The organism is Hymenobacter cyanobacteriorum (assembly GCF_022631375.1).
Taxonomy (GTDB): domain Bacteria; phylum Bacteroidota; class Bacteroidia; order Cytophagales; family Hymenobacteraceae; genus Hymenobacter; species Hymenobacter cyanobacteriorum.
In genome coordinates this window covers 674,687-691,755 of sequence record NZ_JALBGC010000003.1, presented here as the reverse complement: position 1 = coordinate 691,755, position 17,069 = coordinate 674,687, and the positions used below count along the sequence as shown (strand labels likewise).

The window sequence follows — 17,069 nt, the reverse complement described above, 5'->3', positions numbered from 1 at the left end:
TATTTCGCCAACTCACCAATCCACCATTCCTATGAACCTGCCCGCCACCCTGCACTACACCAAAGACCACGAATGGATTCGCGTTGAAGGCGACGTTGCCTACGTGGGCATCACCGACCACGCGCAGAAAGAGCTGGGCGACATCGTGTACGTCGACATCGACACCCTCGACAAAGAGGTAGCCCGTCACGACGTATTCGGCACCGTGGAGGCCGTGAAAACCGTTTCCGACCTGTTCAGCCCCATCACCGGCACCGTGCTCGAAGTGAACGAGAAGCTGGCCGACGCCCCCGAAACCGTAAACTCCGACCCCTACGGCGACGGCTGGATGGTGAAAATCTCCATCGCCAACCCCGAGGAGCTCGCCGACCTGCTCTCGGCCGAAACCTACGGCGAGCTGGTAGGTGCGTAAATTGTAGCACGGCTTTCGCTTGTGCGCCGCGATGTTGATGCTTTCGCTTACCCCGCCCAAGTTGCCGTTGCCCGGCCCCGCACCCCGCCCTTACGCCGCTTTGCCGCTGCTGTGGGCCGCCGTGGTGCTGGTGCTCACGCTTACCCCATCTGATGAAATGCCGCGCACGCCCGTGTGGGAGCTGTTGTCGTTCGACACAGCCGCCCACGCGGGCGTGTTTTTCGTGCTGGCCGGTCTGAGTTGGTTCTCGCTGCACCGGCAGCGCCGCTGGCCCCGGCTGGCCGCCCACGCCGGCGCGGTAGCCCTGGCGGGTAGCCTGCTGTTCGGGGCCCTCATCGAAGTGCTGCAAATGACGATGAACCTCGGCCGCCACGGCGAGTGGTCGGACTTGCTGAGCGACGGCCTGGGCGCGGCCCTGGCCGTGGGGCTGGCTGCGGCATGGGCTGCCCGCAACGTTCGCCGCTCGCCAGTTGCGGCCATCACGGGCCTGCTGTTGGCCTTTGCAGCACTCCTGCCGGCCCCGGCGCACGCGCAGAATAAAATGCGCGCCAAACGCACCATTAAGGCGCTGGCCTCGCCCAAAATGCACGGCCGCGGCTACGTGCTACAGGGCGAGCACCTGGCGGCCGCCTACCTCCGCCAGCGCTTGCAGCAGTTGAAACTAGAGCCGCTGGCTCCCGATTATACGCAGCCCTTCACGCTGGATGTAAACACTTTTCCGCGCGGCGTAGCGGCCTCCATTCGGGCCGAGGGTGGAGGGAAAGGCTGGGGCTGGCCCACCGGCACGGCCTGCATTGCGGCTCCCAACTCAGCCGCCGGCAACGTTAAGGCCCGCCTGCTGCTGCTCGATACGCTGGTGTTCAGCCAGGCCGCCGTGCGGGCGCGCTACCTGCGCACGCCCTGGCCCCAGCGCGTGCTGCTGCTGCGCGCCGCCGATGCCGCCCGCCTGGCCAAGTTTCCGGTGCTGCGCGAGCGTCTCAACACCGCCGCCGCCTGGATTACCGTGGTGCCCAAGCTCACCGCCTCGCTGGCCGACGAGCAGGCCCCCCAGCCGCGCGTGGAAGTGCTGGCCAGCAAGGTGCCGCTCTGGCTCGACAAAGCCATTTTTGGCGATACCGCCACCAACGCCCCCAAGGGCCGCACCGTGTGGGCCACCGTGCGCGTGGGGGCCCAGCTCCAGCGCAACTACCAAACCCAGAACTTGGCCGCCGTGGTGCGCGGCACCGCGCGGACCGACTCGTTCCTGGTCGTATCGGCCCACTACGACCACCTGGGCATGATGGGCCCGCACGTGTACTTCCCCGGGGCCAACGACAACGCCAGCGGCGTAGCCCTACTGCTGGAGCTGGCCGCGCACTACGCCAAGCCCGAAAACCGCCCCGCTTACTCGGTAGTATTCCTGCTCTTCGGAGCCGAAGAAGCGGGGCTGGTCGGCTCCGAATACTTCGTGAAGCACCCGCTCGTGCCCCTCAAGCGCATCAAGTTCCTGATGAACCTCGACCTGCTTGGCACCGGCGAAAAAGGCGCTACCGTCGTGAATGGCCGCGTATTCGAAGGCGCCTACCATCGACTCACCGTCCTCAACGACGCGCACCACTACCTGCCCAACCTGGCCGCCCGCGGCCGCGCCGCCAACTCCGACCATTTCCCCTTCTCCGAAGCCGGCGTGCCCGCCTTTTTCCTCTACACCCGCGGCGGTAGCGCCGCCTACCACGACGTGAACGACAAGCCCAAAGCCCTGTCGCTGGTCGGCTTTAATGGCGCTTACGGGTTGGTACGTGACTTCCTGAACGAGCTAGGCGCAGCCCCGGCGCAACGGTAGGGGAGGCGTAGACTGCTTACACGGTCCTGCTTATCTGACGTCCGCGGAGTCGAAGCATCTCTACCGCATCGTTCAACTGCAGGCCAGCGCAGCTAACGAGTGGATTACTGCTGCACGCGAGATGCTTCGACTGCGTGGACGCCAGATAAGCAGGACCGTTCGGACAAACGCGCACAAAAAAAGCGGTAGTCGAACCGAAGTTCAACTACCGCTTTCTGATATAAGCTGCTAATTGCCGCCTAGCCTTTAGCTTTCAGCGAGAGCATGATTTGCTTGGCGATGGGCTCCCACTCGGGCTTCTGACGGTCGGCGCAGTTGAAGGTGCAAATCATCAGCTTTCCCTCCACGTCGGTGAAGAACACCAGCGTGTACACTTCGTGGCCCATTTCGGGCTTCATGAACTCGAGGTAGCCCACCTTGCGGTTGTTGATGTTTTTCACACCGTCGCCGAACCAAGTGGCCTCTTTGTACTGCTTGTGATAGGTCTTGCCAAACGAGGCGGCGTACACGTCCACCATGTCCTGGTCGGCGTCGTTGTCGCTGTAGTTGAAGGCAAGGCTGATGAGGTTGTTGTTGGTGAAAATTACGCTGGGGCGGCTCTGCGCTTTGGCGTAAGTAAAGTCCATCTGCTGCTCGGTCATTACTTCGAAACCCTTGGGAATCAGGATTTCAACCCGCTCGCTGAGTACGCGCTTCTTCACCAGTTCAATCTCGGACAGCGGCTTGGCAGCCGTAAGGATTATGCCCAGAATGCAAAGTAGTAGTGTAGATTTCATACAATTAAGGATAAGGGGGTGGGGTAATATGCTGTTTTCGGATAGCCAAGTTAGATACAATATTCAATAATCCAACTTTCCGGTTACAAATATTGCAAATTATTTTTTCCTGGCCAAGTTACCATACGATTATCAGCCAATAATGGCTTAATAATCGGTGCGTTGGGCACAATGGCAAAAACGTGCCAGAATATGGTTTCGCACATGGAAATTGCTATATCAAGTCTGTTTTGTAATTGGTATTATTGGTTTAATTATATTTTTGGCTATAGGTTTTCGATGAACGGCCGGAAATTCACGGCGAATGGAAAAGCAGCACCCGAACCAGCAGAATGGACTTATAAAATATTGTTGAGCTGCTCTTTAATCTTTTCCAGCTCTTCCTTCATGCCCACTACAAGGTGTTGCACGGTGGCATCGTTGGCCTTGGAGCCAATGGTGTTGATTTCGCGGCCGATTTCCTGGGCCAGGAAGCCTAACTTCTTGCCTACCGCCTCGTCGGGCTGGTTCACGGCTTGCTCGAAATAGGCCAGGTGGGCGGCGAGGCGCACTTTCTCCTCGGCAATGTCGAGCTTCTCTATATAGTATAATACCTCTTGCTCGAAGCGGGTGGCGTTGAACTGCTCGTGGCTGGTGAGCTCGGCGAGGTGGCCGGCCAGGCGCTGGCGCACGTGCTCGATGCGGGCGGGGTCGTGTTCCTCCACGGCAGCGAGCTGCTGGCGGATGGTGGCCACGTAGCCCAGGATTTCGGTGGTTAGGGTGTGGCCTTCGTCGTGGCGGAACTGCTGGATGGCGGCCAGGGCCTCGGTGAGCAGCGGCTGGAGCTCGGCCCAGGCAATTTCTTCGGCGGCGGGCTCGGCCTCGCGCAGCTCGGTGGCGCTGGGGATGACGCCCGGCAGGCGCAGGGCTGCCAGCAGGGTTTCCTCGCCGGCCCGGATGCCGAAAGTTTCGCCAATGGCTTTTAGCTCGTTGAAGGCAGCGGTGAGGGCTTCTTTGTTGAGCGTGGTGGCGGCGCGGGCGGCGGCGGGGCGCACGAAATCGAGGTTGAGGTTGACTTTGCCGCGCAGCAGGGCTTTGGTGACGGTGTTGCGGATTTCGAGCTCGTGCGGCATCAGGAAGCGCGGCAGGCGCAGGGTCAGGTCCATGGTTTTGGAATTGACGGAGCGGAGCTCAACGGTAGCGGCGTAGGTGTCGGTTTCGCGGTGGGCCTGGCCGAAGCCGGTCATGGAAATAAGCATAGCGGGGGAGAGGGAATTCTGCGTGCGGGGCACAAAGAACGGCAGCCGTTGGGCAATAGGCCCGTTGGGGGCGAGAGTGGCTGGGACCAGGGACGAAAATCCCGATGAATCAGAGCATCGTCATGTGAAGGATTGGCGAGTAACAATAGGGTAATTCGCTGAGCAACTTGCCGTAATGGGCTGCCGGTAGCTTTGTTTTATCAAACCGATACCTATATGAAACGTTGCTACTTGCTGGGGTTTTTACTGTTGTGGATGAGTGCATTGGCCGCCGCCCAGCCGGGCACGCTGGCGGGCAAAGTGACCGATAAAAAGACCAGTGAGGGCGTGATTGGGGCCACGGTGCTGGTGACGGGCAGCATCCTGGCCGCGCCGGTGAACGTGGATGGCAGCTACACCCTGCCGCTGGAGCCGGGCACCTACAGCATCACGATGACCTACGTGGGCTACAAGCCGCTCACCTTCGCGGGCATCGTTATCAAAAGCGGCGAAACGACCACGCTGAACGGTACGATGGAGGAAAGCGCCACCAGCCTGAACGAGGTAACCGTGACCGGCGTGAAGCAGACCGGCACCGAAGTAGCGCTGATTCAGGACCTGAAGCGGAGCGAAGTGGTGGTGAGCGGCCTGAGCAACGACCAGATTGTGAAGACCCTGGACCGCGACGCGGCCGAAGTGGTGAAGCGCATTCCGGGCGTGACGGTGCAGAACAACAACTTCATCGTGATTCGCGGGCTGGCCGAGCGCTACAACACTGTGTTGCTGAACGACGCCCTCACGCCCAGCGCCGAAACCGACACCCGCTCGTTTGCCTTCGACATTCTGCCGAGCTCGGTGATTGACCGGGTGCTGATTTTCAAATCGGGCGCGCCGGAACTACCGGGCGAGTTTGGCGGCGGCGTGGTGAAGGTGTACACCCGCAACGCCGTGCTGGAAAATTCGACTTCGCTCACGGTGTCGGGCTGGTCGCGTTCCACCAATACCTTCCAGGGCGGCTATTTGCAGTCGAACCACAGCTCGACCGATTTCCTGGGTTTTGACAACGGGCAGCGCGAAATGCCGGGCGGCCTCACCGACCTGAAACCCCAGGCCAGCGCCACGCCCGAGCAGTTGCAGGGCCTGCGCAGCAACCTGCGCAATGAGTTTGTGCCGCGCAGCATCACCTCGCGGCCCGATTTGCGCATCTCGCTGGGCCTGAACCGTAAGTTTGAGATTGGCGGCGTGTACGTGAGCAACGTCACGTCGATTTCCTACGCCAACACGCAGGAGCAGAACCAGTCGGTGCGTCAGCGCTTCACCGCTTACAACCCGAAAACGCCCGAGCAGCTGCCGGGCAAGTTCTTCGATTACCTGGACACGCGTAGCCTGTCGGCGGTGCGGCTGGGCATTATCCACAACTATCAGGTGCGCCTCAACGACCGCAACCGGGTGGAATTCCGCAACTTCTTCAACCAGTACGGCACCGACGACGTGGTGTGCCGCCAGGGCCTCTACCTCGAAAACTCCGACCCCGAGGAGCGCAAGGACTACGCGCTACACTACCAGAGCCGCAGCATCTACTCGGGGCAGCTGGGCGGCAGCCACGAGGTAGGCTCCAGCAGCCGCACCTCGCTGACGTGGGCCGCCGGCTACAACTACGTGAACCGCGACGAGCCCGACTACCGCATCAACCAGCAGGCGCGCGAGTACGTGCCCGGCCAGCCCGGCGACCTGAATCCCGCCCCGTACCGCGTGCAGATTAACAGCGTGATTAACACCAGCTCGCGCTTCTACGCCACTCTGAAGGAGAACACCTACATGGGCAGCGGGCAGCTGGAGCGCCGTTTCAGCGGCCGCGATACGCTGAGTGCCAGCCAGTACAAGGTGCGCCTGGGCTTCTATGCCGAGGAGAAAAATCGGGATTACGACAGCCGGTTTTTCAACTACGTGCGCACGTCGCGTACCAGCCAAAGCATTCTGAGCCAGCCGCTCGAAACGATTTTCAACCCCGAAAACATCAACCCGACCAACGGCCTGGGCATCGTGGAATCAACGAAAGCGCAGGACCGTTACACCGGCCAAAACCGCCTGGTAGCCGCCTACCTAAGCGGCGTGGCTCCCCTCACGGAGCGCCTCAACCTGAGCGGCGGGGTGCGCGTGGAATACAACCGCAAGTTTCTGGAGTCGGGCGAGGCGCAGGGCAAGCCGTATGAGGAAATCCGCACGTTCGTGCTGCCCTCGCTGAACGCGACGTATAATTTCAACGACCGGCACCTGCTGCGGGCCGGCGTGAGCGAGTCGGTGAACCGGCCCGAGTTTCGGGAAGTGGCCGAATATCAGTATTATGATGTGGCCAATAACTTTTCCATCCGGGGCAACAGCAACCTGAAAACGGCCCGCATCTACAATGCCGACCTGCGCTACGAGTTCTATCCGACCCGCGCCGAAATGCTGTCAGTGGGCGTGTTTGGCAAGCGGTTTTATGATGCCATCGAGCAAACCACCACTTCGACCACCGGCTCGGACTTGGTGCTGACCTACCAAAACGCCACCCGGGCCTACGACCTGGGCGTGGAGTTGGAGGCGCGTAAGTCGCTGGTGGGCCTCACCGAAAATGCCTTTCTGCAGCGCGTTTCCTTCGTGCTCAATGCCTCGTTGGTAGCCAGCCGCGTCGACCTAGACACCACGGCGGCCGACAACCGCAACTTTGCCCTCAGCGGCCGACCGTTGCAGGGCCAGTCGCCCTACGTGGTGAACCTGGGCGTGTTTTACCAGGACGATGCCGCCCGCTGGCAGGTGTCGGCCCAGTACAACGTTATCGGCCCGCGCATTGCCTTTGTGGGCGACCTTAACCAGAACTACTCGGTAATCGAAATGCCCCGCCACGTGGTGGACCTGGGCGTAACCAAGGGCTTCGGTGCTCATTTCGAAGTGCGGGCCGGCATCCAGAACATGCTGAACCAAGAGGTGCGGCAATACTACGATTTCGACCGCAACGGCCGCATTAACGGCATCGAGAACGGGGCCGCGTTCGCCCGCTACAAGCGCGGCACTTACTCGACCCTGGGGGCCACGTTCCGCTTCTAAAGGTGTAGGGGCGGGGCCTGCCCCCGCCCGGACGTTAAACGGCGTCGTTGCAACAGTGCGAATGCCCGGGCGGGGGCAAGCACCGCCCCTACGCCAGTCGGGTTGTCCAATGGATTGTAACGTTCGGGTAACACAATATCTATCAAATAGTAATGCATCGTGCGCGCCAGCCCGTGCCCCACGACCGGACCTTTGTCGCACTGGTTTTAGCACCACTTCCAACACCTTTCTCGGTACTATGAAAAAGATTTTACTCCCGGCTTTGCTGGCTCTCGCCATTGCCAATGCGCCCGGTGCGGCCCACGCCCAAACCCCCTGCCCGGCCACCTCATCGAACGTGGTTTCGGTGGGTACCGGCACGCCCGCCAAGTCGGGCCTCGACATCACCACCAACACCACCTGGACGCGCAACAACATCTACCTGCTGAACGGCACGGTTTACGTGAACAGCGGCGTGACGCTCACCATCGAGTCGGGTACCATCATCAAAGGCGACAAAACCAACCAGGGCACGCTGGTTATCCGGCAGGGCGGCAAGCTGAACGCCATTGGCACGCCCACGCAGCCCATCGTATTCACCTCGAATCAGCCGGCGGGCTCGCGTGCACCGGGCGACTGGGGCGGCGTGATTCTGTGCGGCCGCGCGCCGGTGAACCTGCCCGGCAACCCCAGCATTGAGGGCGGCGTGGTGGCCAACTTCGGCGGCACCGACCCGGCCGACAACTCGGGCACGCTGCAGTATGTGCGCATCGAGTTTCCGGGCGTGAACTTCGACGTGAACAACGAAATCAACGGCCTGACGCTGGGCGGCGTGGGTTACGGCACCACCATCGACCACATTCAGGTAACGGCCTCGAATGATGACTCCTTCGAGTGGTTTGGCGGCACGGTGAACGCCAAGTACCTCATCGGCCTGGCTGGCACGGATGACGATTTCGACACCGACAACGGTTATTCGGGCCGCGTGCAGTTTGGCCTGGCCCTGCGCGACCCCAGCCGCGGCGACTTCGCCTCGGGCGGCGTGTCGAACGGCTTCGAGAGCGACAACGATGCCACCGGCACCGCCAACACCCCGCAGACCTCGGCCGTGTTCTCGAACATGACCATTCTGCTGCCTACCTCGCCCACGCCGGCCTCGCCGTTCACGTCGTCGGCCGCCGCGCTGGTGCGCCGCAACTCGGCCATCAGCATCTTCAACACCGTGCTGGCCGGCCGCCGATACGGCCTGGAGTTGAACAGCAACTCGGGCAACCTGACCACGGCCGGCGCCGCCAGCGGCTCGCTCGCCTTTGCCAATAACGTACTGGCTGGTTACGGCCCGCTCCCCAGCCGCGCCGCCCGCGTCACGAGCAACAGCGGAGCCACGGCGGGCTTCAACATCAATGCATTTGTAGCGGCTAACAGCGACACCACCCGCACGGTGGCCGCCCTGGGCCTGAACGCCGACAACTTCGCTTTCGAGGGCGTGTGCGCCGCCGGTAACAAGTCGTGCGCCCCCGCCTTCAACCTGCCCGCCGCTTCGCTGCTGAATACCGGCGCGGCCTTCACCAGCGCCAAGCTGACCGGGGCCGGCAACGGCGGTGCCAACAGCACCTTCGACGTGGTAACGTACCGCGGGGCCTTCGGGGCCACCAACTGGGCCACCGGCTGGACCAACTTCAACCCGCAGATTACCTGCTATAACGTGGCCGGCCAGACCCTCGCCAACCGCGAAGTTGCCAACGCCCCGCTGCAGGCCCTAACGGTATCGCCGAACCCGACCGAGGGGGCGGCCACGCTCGGCTTCGACGTGAAAACCGCCACCACCGCCACCGTGCGCGTGCTCGATGTGATGGGCCGCGAGGTGGCCGTGGTGCTCACCGCCGGCAAGCTCGGCGCCGGTCCGCAGCGCCTGGCCCTGCCGGCCAACCTGGCCCCCGGCGTGTACGTGGCCACGGTAGCCACACCCGAGGCCGTGCAGGCGGTGCGCTTCGTAGTGGCCCAATAGCGGCCCGCTGCATTCCATAGGTTATTTATTCAATTGATTTATTGACTATTGGTAAAAGAGCCAGCCCGGTGGGGGCTGGCTCTTTTGCGTTTGGGGCTGGGCAGGCTGGTTCGGGTGGCAGACGCGCGCCAGTCCGTCGGTGCCAGGCCTTGCCAAAGTGAAGCGGCGAAGATTCATACAAGCCTAACGCAAGCGTAATTCGGACGGTAGTAGGCGCGCAGTTGCTTGCTTTAGCTTTGTATCATAACGATTTATCCTGTTTCAGCAATGCTTCGTGGTGCTACTATCGGGTGCGGGTTGCTGCTGCTGGCCGGCGCGGCTGCTGCCCAAACGGCCTCGGTTGCGCCCATCGCCCAAACGGACGGCGGCCATGCGCCGGCCGCTGCGTTAGCGGCCGCCCCCATTGCCCCAACAATCTATTTCGCAGCCGAGGAAATGCCGGCCTTCCCCGGCGGCCCGGCCGCGATGCTCACGTTTCTGAGCCGTAAAACCAACTATCCGGCCGATGCGCTCGACCACCAGGTTTCGGGCAAAGTGCACGTGGCCTTTGTGGTGGATGCCAACGGCCACCTGCGCGACCCGCACGTGGTGCGCGGCCTCGGCCACGGCCTCGATGAGGAAGCCCTGCGGCTGGTGCGCATCATGCCGTGGTGGACGCCCGGCCGCATCAACGGTCAGCCGGTGTGGGTGAGCGTGACGCTGCCCATCGGGTTTCGGGCGCTGTGAGGCGCGCCGCTGGCCGGCCGCGCCCGCGACTGCGGTAGCTGGCTGCTGTCGGCAGTGCCCACCACGGCGCTGCGACGCTCCAGCACCAACACGTCGCGCCAGATGCCGTGCAGTTGCCCGATGCGCTGGTGCTGGCCCACCACCCGGAAGCCTACGCTCTGGCACAAACACTGAATGGCCTGGTTTTCGGGGAATACCACGGCGTGCAGCGTCCAGATTCCGTGGGCTTCGGAGGCGGCTACCAGCGCCGCCAGCAGCGCCCGGCCCACGCCCTGGGTTTGGGCAGTGGTGGCTACATACACTTGGATTTGGGCCACGCCGGGCAGGTGGCTTTGCTCCGAAACCGGAGACAGAGCGGCCCAGCCCAGCACGCGGCCGCTGGGGTGCAGCGCCACCAGGCGGCTGTGCGACAGGTGGGCCTTGTTCCAGCCTTGGCCCCGGGCTACCTGGGTGGCGAAGGTGGCGTTGCCGGTGGCCATGCCGGCCTCGTAAATCGCGCGAACCTGGGGCCAGTGGCGGGCCTCCATCGGGTGTATGGTCATGGTAACCGGCCGGAAGTGGGGGAGTAGCTGAACGGAGTAGGGGCGGGGCTTGCCCCCGCCCGTCGTTGAACCGCAGTGTTGCGACGAAGCGAGCGCCCGGGCGGGGGCAAGCCCCGCCCCTACTCCGTTCAGCCAAAAGTAAGGGGCCAAATGCCTGCTTCATCTACCCTTCATGCAATGATAATGTGAGCTGCCGGCCGGAACGGAACAAGGGCGCGTGTTACGGGAATGTTATAGGTCGGCACGAAATACAACAATTCGGCAACGGCCCGACAGGACCGGCCGCCGTTGAGGGCCCAGAACTTTGCAGCCACAATCAACCCCCTCACTTTTATGCTTGTGCATACTTCGTTTACTCGTGTTTTGCTCCTGCTGGTGCTGCTGCTGGCCGGCGTGCCCGCCAGCCGGGCGCAGGTAACAACTTCGGCCCTGACCGGCAAAGTCGTGTCCGACAAAGGTGAAGAACTGATTGGCGTGACCGTGGTGGCCACCAACCTGCCCACCGGCACCAAGCGCGGCACCGGCACCGAGCCCGATGGCCGCTTCACCATTCCGAACCTGGCCCCCGGCGGGCCTTATCAGGTAACGGTAACCTACGTGGGCTTCAAGGAGCAGACCGTGGATGGCGTGTACCTGACGCTGGGCAACACCACCAAGCTCAACTTCGTGATGGCCACCGAGGCCCAGCAGCTGAACGAAGTGGTGGTAGTAGGCAACACCCAAGCCACCAAAACCGGGGCCGGCACCACCGTGGGCCGCGAAGCCCTGCAGCAGCTGCCCACCATTTCGCGCAGCATTCAAGACTTTACGCGTCTCGACCCGCGCAACTCGGGCAACTCGTTTGCCGGCTCCAGCTTCCGCTACAACAACATTACCCTCGATGGCGCCGTGAACAACGACGCCATTGGTTTTTCGCCCTCGCTGGGCGGCCAGAGCGGCACCAGCGGCCTGCCCGGCGGCTCGGCCCGCGCCAACCCGATTTCGCTCGACGCCATTCAGGAGATTCAAGCTTCGGTAGCGCCTTACGATGTGAAGCTGGGCAACTTTACGGGCGGTTCGATTAACGCCGTGACGCGCTCGGGCACCAACGATTTCCACGGCTCGGTGTATGGCTACGGCCGCAACCAGAACGTGACCGGCCGCAGCATCGATGAGAACCGCAGCAAGATTGGCTCGGAGTACCACGACTACCAGACCGGTTTCCGGGTGGGCGGGCCAATTATCAAGAACAAGCTGTTCTTTTTCACCAACGCCGAAATTGCCCGCCGCCAGGAGCCGCAGTTCTACGGCGCGGGCACGGCCGGCTCGCCAGTGACGACGGATTTGGCCCAGCAGATTTCCAGCAAGCTCCAGAATTCCTACGGCTACAACGTGGGCGAGTACGGCGACTACAACATCCACGCAAACTCGAACAAGGTGTTTGCCCGCTTGGACTGGAACCTGAACGACAAAACCAGCATTGCGCTGCGCCACAACTACATCAACTCGACGGCCACCAACCTGGAGCGTTCGGGTAGCCTGTTCAAGTTTGGCTCGCAGGACTTCAACCAGAACAACATTCAGAACTCGACGGTGCTGGAGGTGAAGAGCAACTTCAGCTCGCAGTTTGCCAACAACCTAATTCTGGGCTACACCAACATCCACGACTACCGCGACCTGCTGGGTGGCCAGAGCACGCTGTTTCCGGCCGTGCAGATTAACAACGTGGGCACCGACCCGAACAAGGCGTATGTGGGCTCGAACCAGATTCTGCTGGGTTCGGACCGGGAGGCCAGCATCTTCAACACCCGCCAGAAGACGTTCGAAATCACCGACAACTTCACCTTCTACAAGGGCGCGCACGCCCTCACGCTGGGCACGCACAACGAGCTGTACCACATCGACTACGGCTTCATCAACTCCTGGAACGGCCGCATCGAGTATAACAACGTGGCCGACTTCCTGGCCGATAAGCCCAACCGCATTCGCGGCACCTACAACAACACCGACAACTCCTACAACTACAACTTCAACAACCCCTCGGCGGCGTTCAACATCAACTTCTTCAGCGCCTACCTGCAGGACGAGTGGAACGTGAATGACAAGCTGAAAATCACGCCCGGCATCCGGTTCGACATCGCCTCGCTGCCCACCAAGCCCGCCCTGAACACCGGTCTGGTGAACAACCCGCAGAACGACGCCAACACCCTGAACCAGACCTACTCGCACACGCCCTGGAAAGACCTCGACAACAACTACCTGGGCCAGGTGCAGATTTCGCCGCGCCTGGGCTTCAACTACGACGTGAAGGGCGACGGCTCGGTGGTGCTGCGCGGCGGTACGGGCGTATTCACGGGCCGGGTGCCGTTTGCCTGGTTCGGCTACGCCTACTACAACAACGGCGTGAATTTCAACTCGGTGGACGTGAATAACATCCGCGCGACCAACGGCGGCGCGGGCACGGTGTATACGCTGAACTCGGACCCGAACAAGATTTACAGCCAGCTGCCCAGCTCGGCCTACAACCCCGCCAACCTGAAGGCCGGCACCACGGAAGTGAACCTGATTGACAACGACTTCAAGATGCCGCAGGTGTGGCGCTCGTCGCTGGCCCTCGACTACAAGCTGAAAACCGGCACCCGCTTCTCGGTGGAAGGCTTGTACACCAAGACTTTGCAGGACGTGAAGTTTGAGAACATTAACCTGACCGACAACGTGACTTACTTCGGTCAGGGCCCCACCGGCAGCCCGCGCTACACGGCACCGGCCGGCGGCAGCGCCAAGGTGAACAACGGTTTCTCGAACGCCTTCTTCCTCACCAACACCCAGAAAGGCTACCGCTACCAGCTCACTGGCTCGGTAGGCCAGACGATTAACAACCTGGTGGATGCCTCGGTGGCCTACACCTACGGCAAGAGCTACGACATCAGCAACGGCATCCGCAACTCGCCCCAGAGCAACTGGGAGCTGAACCCGGCCCTGAACGTGAACGACCCGGCCCTGGCCCTCTCCAACTTCGACCTGCGCCACCGCGTGGTAGCTTCGCTGAACCTGCACAAAACCTTCGCCCAGCGCTTCACCGGCTACTTCACCTCGGTGCTCACCTACGCCAGCGGCTCGCCCTACACCTGGGTGTACAACAACAACCTGCTCGGCAACGGCCAGCAGAACGTGCAGCTGGCCTACATCCCCAGCGGCCCTTCGGATATCACCTTTGTGACGGCCGTGCCCAAAACCACCGCCAACCCCAGCGGCTTCGCCGTGGACGCCACCGGCGCGCAGTACAACGCCTTCAACAGCTTCGTGGAGGGCGACTCGTACCTGAAAACCCGCCGCGGCCAGTACGCCGAGCGCAACGGCGGCCGCACCCCCTGGAACAATCAGGCCGACGTGCGCTTCATGGTGGAAGCCAAGCTCGGCAACCTGGAACCCAACGCCGCCGGCGTAACGACGGGCGGCGGCCACACCCTCCAGATTTCGCTCGACCTCATCAACGTGGGCAACCTGCTGAACCGCAACTGGGGCCGCCAGTACTTCGTGCCCAACACCTTCAACTCGACGCTGGGCACCGGCCTCACGCAGGCCGCCGCTTACGCCGACGGCGCCGGCAACCTGAACGCCAGCTACACGTCGGTGTTCAACCGCCCCACCTACACCTACGGCACCCCGGCCACCTACTCGGTCGACCAGCTGGCCTCGCGCTGGCAGGGGCAACTGGGTCTGCGCTACTCGTTCTAGCGCCTTCGGCTTGATGAGGAATGAGCAATTGATGCTCTCCTGACTCCAGCTACCCCTACATCCGACGCGGCCGCTCCATCTCGGGGCGGCTGCGTCTTTTTGTGCAGGGCAAGCCCGTTCTTTGCCATGAAGTCAAGTCCTCATTCTTCATTTCTCATTCCTCATTGAAGATTCTGCATCTTCCCAAGTGGTACCCGCACCGCTACGACGACCAGGACGGCGACTTTGTGGCCCGACACGTGGCGGCCATTGCGGCCCACGGCGGCGCGGCGGGCGCGGTGTTGTTTGCCACCGTGGCGCGCGGCCCGCTGCCGGGTATGATTGATGTGGAAGAGGATTTCAACGGCCCCGTGCCCACGCTGCGCTACTACTACCGCGCCGCGCCCACCGGCCTGCCGCTGCTCGATAAGCCGCTGAAGCTGCTGCTGTATTTCTGGTGCCTGGGGCGCGGCTACCGGCGGCTGCGGCAGCACTGGGGCGGCCAGCGGCCCGACCTCGTGCACGTGCACGTGCTGCTGCGCACGGGGCTGTTTGCGTGGGCGTTGCGGGCGCTGCGCGGCATTCCGTTCATCATCACCGAGCACTGGACGCTATACCTGCCGGAGCGCGCCAACGGTATCGGCTGGCTGCGGCGAGTGCTCACGCGGGCGGTAGTGCGGCGGGCAGCGGCCCTGCATACCGTGTCGGAGGGCCTGCGGCGGGCGATGGCGGCGCTGGGCTTCATCAATGCGCGCTCGGTGGTCATCGCCAACGTAGTCGATACCGAGCTGTTCCGGCCCATTCACCCATTCCGCCATTCCGCCATTCGCCCATTGACTCTGCTGCATGTTTCGGCGTTTCACGACGGGGTGAAGAATATTTCCGGCGTGCTGCGGGTAGTGGCCCGGCTGCGGGCCGACTGGCCCGGCCTGCGCCTGCGCATTGCCGGCTATGGGCCCGACGAGGCCGCCCTGCGCGCCTACGCCGCCGAGCTGGACCTGCTGGCCGATGGTACCGTGGCCTTCCTTGGCAAGCTGCCGCACGCGGCGGTGGCGGCCGAAATGGCGGCGGCTACGGCACTGGTGTCCTTCAGCCGGGCCGAAACGTTTGGCTGCGTGCTGCTGGAGGCGCGGGCCTGCGGCTGCCCGGTGGTGGCCACCCGCACCGGCGGCGTGCCCGAGCTTTTCCAGCCCGAAAACGCCTTCGGTCTGCTGGTAAAGCCCGACGACGAAGCCGCGCTGGAGGCTGCCCTGACGCGGGTGCTGGCCGGCATGGTTCGTTTCGACCCCGCCCGGCTGCGGGCCGATGCGGCGGCGCGGTGTGCTCCGGCGGCGGTGGGGGCGGCGTTTGGAGCGTTGTACCGGCAGGTGCTAGAAAGCAGTTCGCACTAACAGAACGGTCATGCCGAGCGCAGCCGAGGCATCTCGCGTGGGGTAGTAATCAAACAGATGCAACGATGCGAGCGAGATGCCTCGGCTGCGCTCGGCATGACGGCCCTATGGTGCCGTTCTTGCGCTCCCAATTTTCCCATTCATGCTCCAGCGTATTCTCCGACACTTTACGGCGCGGGTCCTCACGGCGGGGCTGAGCTTTGCAGTGGTGTGGCTGACGGCGCGCTATTTGGGAGCGGCGGGGCGCGGGCAGGTCAGCCTGTTTTTTACCGACGTGTCGGGGCTGGCGCTGCTGGCCGGGCTGGTGGGTGGCTCGTCGCTGATATACCTGGTGCCGCGCCGCAACCTGTGGCTGCTGCTGCGGCCGGCCTACGCCTGGGGCGCGCTGGTGAGCGTGGGTGGCGCGGCCCTGATAACGTTGCTACGGCCGGTGGGCGCGGCCTACGGGCTGCATCTGGCCGCCGTAACGCTGGTGCAGGTGCTGCTGTCCATCAACGTCATGCTGCTGCTGGGGCGGCAGCGCGAGCAAACGTATAACCTGCTCACCACCACCCAGGCCGCGTTGCTGGCCTTGGCCCTGGCCGTGGCCTACGCCGGCGCGCACTGGCTGCGCATCGAAGCCTATTACTACGCCAACTACCTGGCCTATGGGCTGCCCTGGCTGGTTAGCACGGCGCTGCTGCTGCGCCTGCCCGATGCCTGGGCGGCCCGCCCGCGCCGGGCCCGCGCCGGCGCCCGCGAACTGGCCCGCCACAGCCGGGGCGCGCACCTGAGCAACCTGCTGGCTTTTGCCAATTACCGCTTCAGCTACTACGCGGTGGCGGCGCTGGCGGGGCCGGCGGCGCTGGGCGTGCTCTCGGTGGGCGTGGCCCTGGCCGAGGCCATCTGGCTGATTCCGCGCAGCACGGCCCTCATTCAGTACGTGGCGCTGGTGAATGCCGCCGACAAGCGCGGGCAAACCCACGCCGCATTGCGCGGCAGCCGCCTCACGTTGCTGGCCACGGCCGGGGCGGTACTGGCGCTGGCCGCCGTGCCGGCCGGGTGGCTGGCCGCGTTTTTCGGGCCGGAGTTTGGGGCGGCGCACGGCGTCATCCTGGCCCTGGCCCCGGGCATCCTGCTGAATGGCGCGGCTATGCAGGCCAGCACCTACTTCGCCGGCGTGGGCCGCTACGGCGTGAACAACCGCGCCACGCTGCTGGGGCTGGCCCTCACGGTGCCCGGCTGCCTGCTGCTGGTGCCGCGCCTGGGCATAGCAGGTGCGGCCCTGAGCATGACCTTGGCTTACGCGGCCGCCACGTTTTACCTGTTCGCTCACTACCGCCGGGCCATTGGCGCCACTTGGGCCGATGTGGTACCGAGTTGGGAGGACGTGCAATGGTTGCTGGCGATGCTGCGCAGTCGCCGCTAGTTCAA

The 17,069-nt window shown here is 63.3% G+C and carries 11 protein-coding genes; 8 read left to right on the top strand and 3 right to left on the bottom strand.

The features are described from left to right. The first annotated feature begins 31 nt into the window (after positions 1 to 31). Together gcvH and MON38_RS12600 are read left to right on the top strand one after the other, a co-directional pair. Positions 32 to 412: a glycine cleavage system protein GcvH gene (gcvH, locus tag MON38_RS12605; protein WP_241936528.1), complete on the top strand. Its 381-nt coding sequence runs from the start codon at positions 32 to 34 to the stop codon at positions 410 to 412. 37 nt (positions 413 to 449) lie between these two features. Then, entirely contained in the window at positions 450 to 2,234 is a 1,785-nt protein-coding gene (locus tag MON38_RS12600; RefSeq protein ID WP_241936527.1) for a VanZ family protein, read from the top strand. Positions 2,235 to 2,473: 239 nt separating this feature from the next. Here MON38_RS12600 and MON38_RS12595 read toward each other — a convergent pair whose 3' ends face one another. Then, entirely contained in the window at positions 2,474 to 3,010 is a 537-nt protein-coding gene (locus MON38_RS12595; protein WP_241936526.1) for a hypothetical protein, read from the bottom strand. A 338-nt stretch (positions 3,011 to 3,348) separates the two neighbouring features. After that, positions 3,349 to 4,248, bottom strand: a complete 900-nt coding sequence (locus MON38_RS12590) for a YicC/YloC family endoribonuclease (protein ID WP_241936525.1) — start codon at positions 4,246 to 4,248, stop codon at positions 3,349 to 3,351. A 216-nt stretch (positions 4,249 to 4,464) separates the two neighbouring features. On the opposite strand from MON38_RS12590, the gene MON38_RS12585 reads away from it, so the two are divergent. From MON38_RS12585 to MON38_RS12575, 3 genes are all read left to right on the top strand, one after another. After that, on the top strand, positions 4,465 to 7,314 hold the full coding sequence (locus MON38_RS12585; RefSeq protein WP_241936524.1) for a TonB-dependent receptor: 2,850 nt from the start codon (positions 4,465 to 4,467) through the stop codon (positions 7,312 to 7,314). A 238-nt stretch (positions 7,315 to 7,552) separates the two neighbouring features. Beyond that, positions 7,553 to 9,301: a T9SS type A sorting domain-containing protein gene (locus MON38_RS12580; RefSeq protein WP_241936523.1), complete on the top strand. Its 1,749-nt coding sequence runs from the start codon at positions 7,553 to 7,555 to the stop codon at positions 9,299 to 9,301. Between the two features lie 267 nt (positions 9,302 to 9,568). After that, positions 9,569 to 10,027: an energy transducer TonB gene (locus tag MON38_RS12575; RefSeq protein ID WP_241936522.1), complete on the top strand. Its 459-nt coding sequence runs from the start codon at positions 9,569 to 9,571 to the stop codon at positions 10,025 to 10,027. Here MON38_RS12575 and MON38_RS12570 read toward each other — a convergent pair. Then, the gene (locus MON38_RS12570) at positions 9,976 to 10,569 is read right to left on the bottom strand and encodes a GNAT family N-acetyltransferase (RefSeq protein ID WP_241936521.1); all 594 of its coding nucleotides are present in this window, start codon (positions 10,567 to 10,569) and stop codon (positions 9,976 to 9,978) included. The two genes, MON38_RS12575 and MON38_RS12570, sit on opposite strands and share 52 nt — an antisense overlap. 333 nt (positions 10,570 to 10,902) lie before the next feature. On the opposite strand from MON38_RS12570, the gene MON38_RS12565 reads away from it, so the two are divergent. The 3 genes from MON38_RS12565 (at position 10,903) to MON38_RS12555 (ending at position 17,064) form a co-directional block, all read left to right on the top strand. Further along, complete coding sequence (locus MON38_RS12565; protein WP_241936520.1) at positions 10,903 to 14,286, top strand: TonB-dependent receptor; 3,384 nt, start codon at positions 10,903 to 10,905, stop codon at positions 14,284 to 14,286. A 164-nt stretch (positions 14,287 to 14,450) separates the two neighbouring features. After that, entirely contained in the window at positions 14,451 to 15,656 is a 1,206-nt protein-coding gene (locus tag MON38_RS12560) for a glycosyltransferase (RefSeq protein ID WP_241936519.1), read from the top strand. A gap of 142 nt (positions 15,657 to 15,798) precedes the next feature. After that, positions 15,799 to 17,064, top strand: a complete 1,266-nt coding sequence (locus MON38_RS12555) for a lipopolysaccharide biosynthesis protein (RefSeq protein WP_241936518.1) — start codon at positions 15,799 to 15,801, stop codon at positions 17,062 to 17,064. Positions 17,065 to 17,069 lie beyond the last annotated feature (5 nt).

Bases quoted from the DNA above. Each gene is read 5' to 3' on its own strand.
- gcvH (WP_241936528.1), top strand. From the start codon at position 32: ATGAACCTGCCCGCCACCCTGCACTACACCAAAGACCACGAATGGATT.
- MON38_RS12600 (WP_241936527.1), top strand. From the start codon at position 450: ATGCTTTCGCTTACCCCGCCCAAGTTGCCGTTGCCCGGCCCCGCACCC.
- MON38_RS12595 (WP_241936526.1), bottom strand. From the start codon at position 3,010: ATGAAATCTACACTACTACTTTGCATTCTGGGCATAATCCTTACGGCT.
- MON38_RS12590 (WP_241936525.1), bottom strand. From the start codon at position 4,248: ATGCTTATTTCCATGACCGGCTTCGGCCAGGCCCACCGCGAAACCGAC.
- MON38_RS12585 (WP_241936524.1), top strand. From the start codon at position 4,465: ATGAAACGTTGCTACTTGCTGGGGTTTTTACTGTTGTGGATGAGTGCA.
- MON38_RS12580 (WP_241936523.1), top strand. From the start codon at position 7,553: ATGAAAAAGATTTTACTCCCGGCTTTGCTGGCTCTCGCCATTGCCAAT.
- MON38_RS12575 (WP_241936522.1), top strand. From the start codon at position 9,569: ATGCTTCGTGGTGCTACTATCGGGTGCGGGTTGCTGCTGCTGGCCGGC.
- MON38_RS12570 (WP_241936521.1), bottom strand. From the start codon at position 10,569: ATGACCATACACCCGATGGAGGCCCGCCACTGGCCCCAGGTTCGCGCG.
- MON38_RS12565 (WP_241936520.1), top strand. From the start codon at position 10,903: ATGCTTGTGCATACTTCGTTTACTCGTGTTTTGCTCCTGCTGGTGCTG.
- MON38_RS12555 (WP_241936518.1), top strand. From the start codon at position 15,799: ATGCTCCAGCGTATTCTCCGACACTTTACGGCGCGGGTCCTCACGGCG.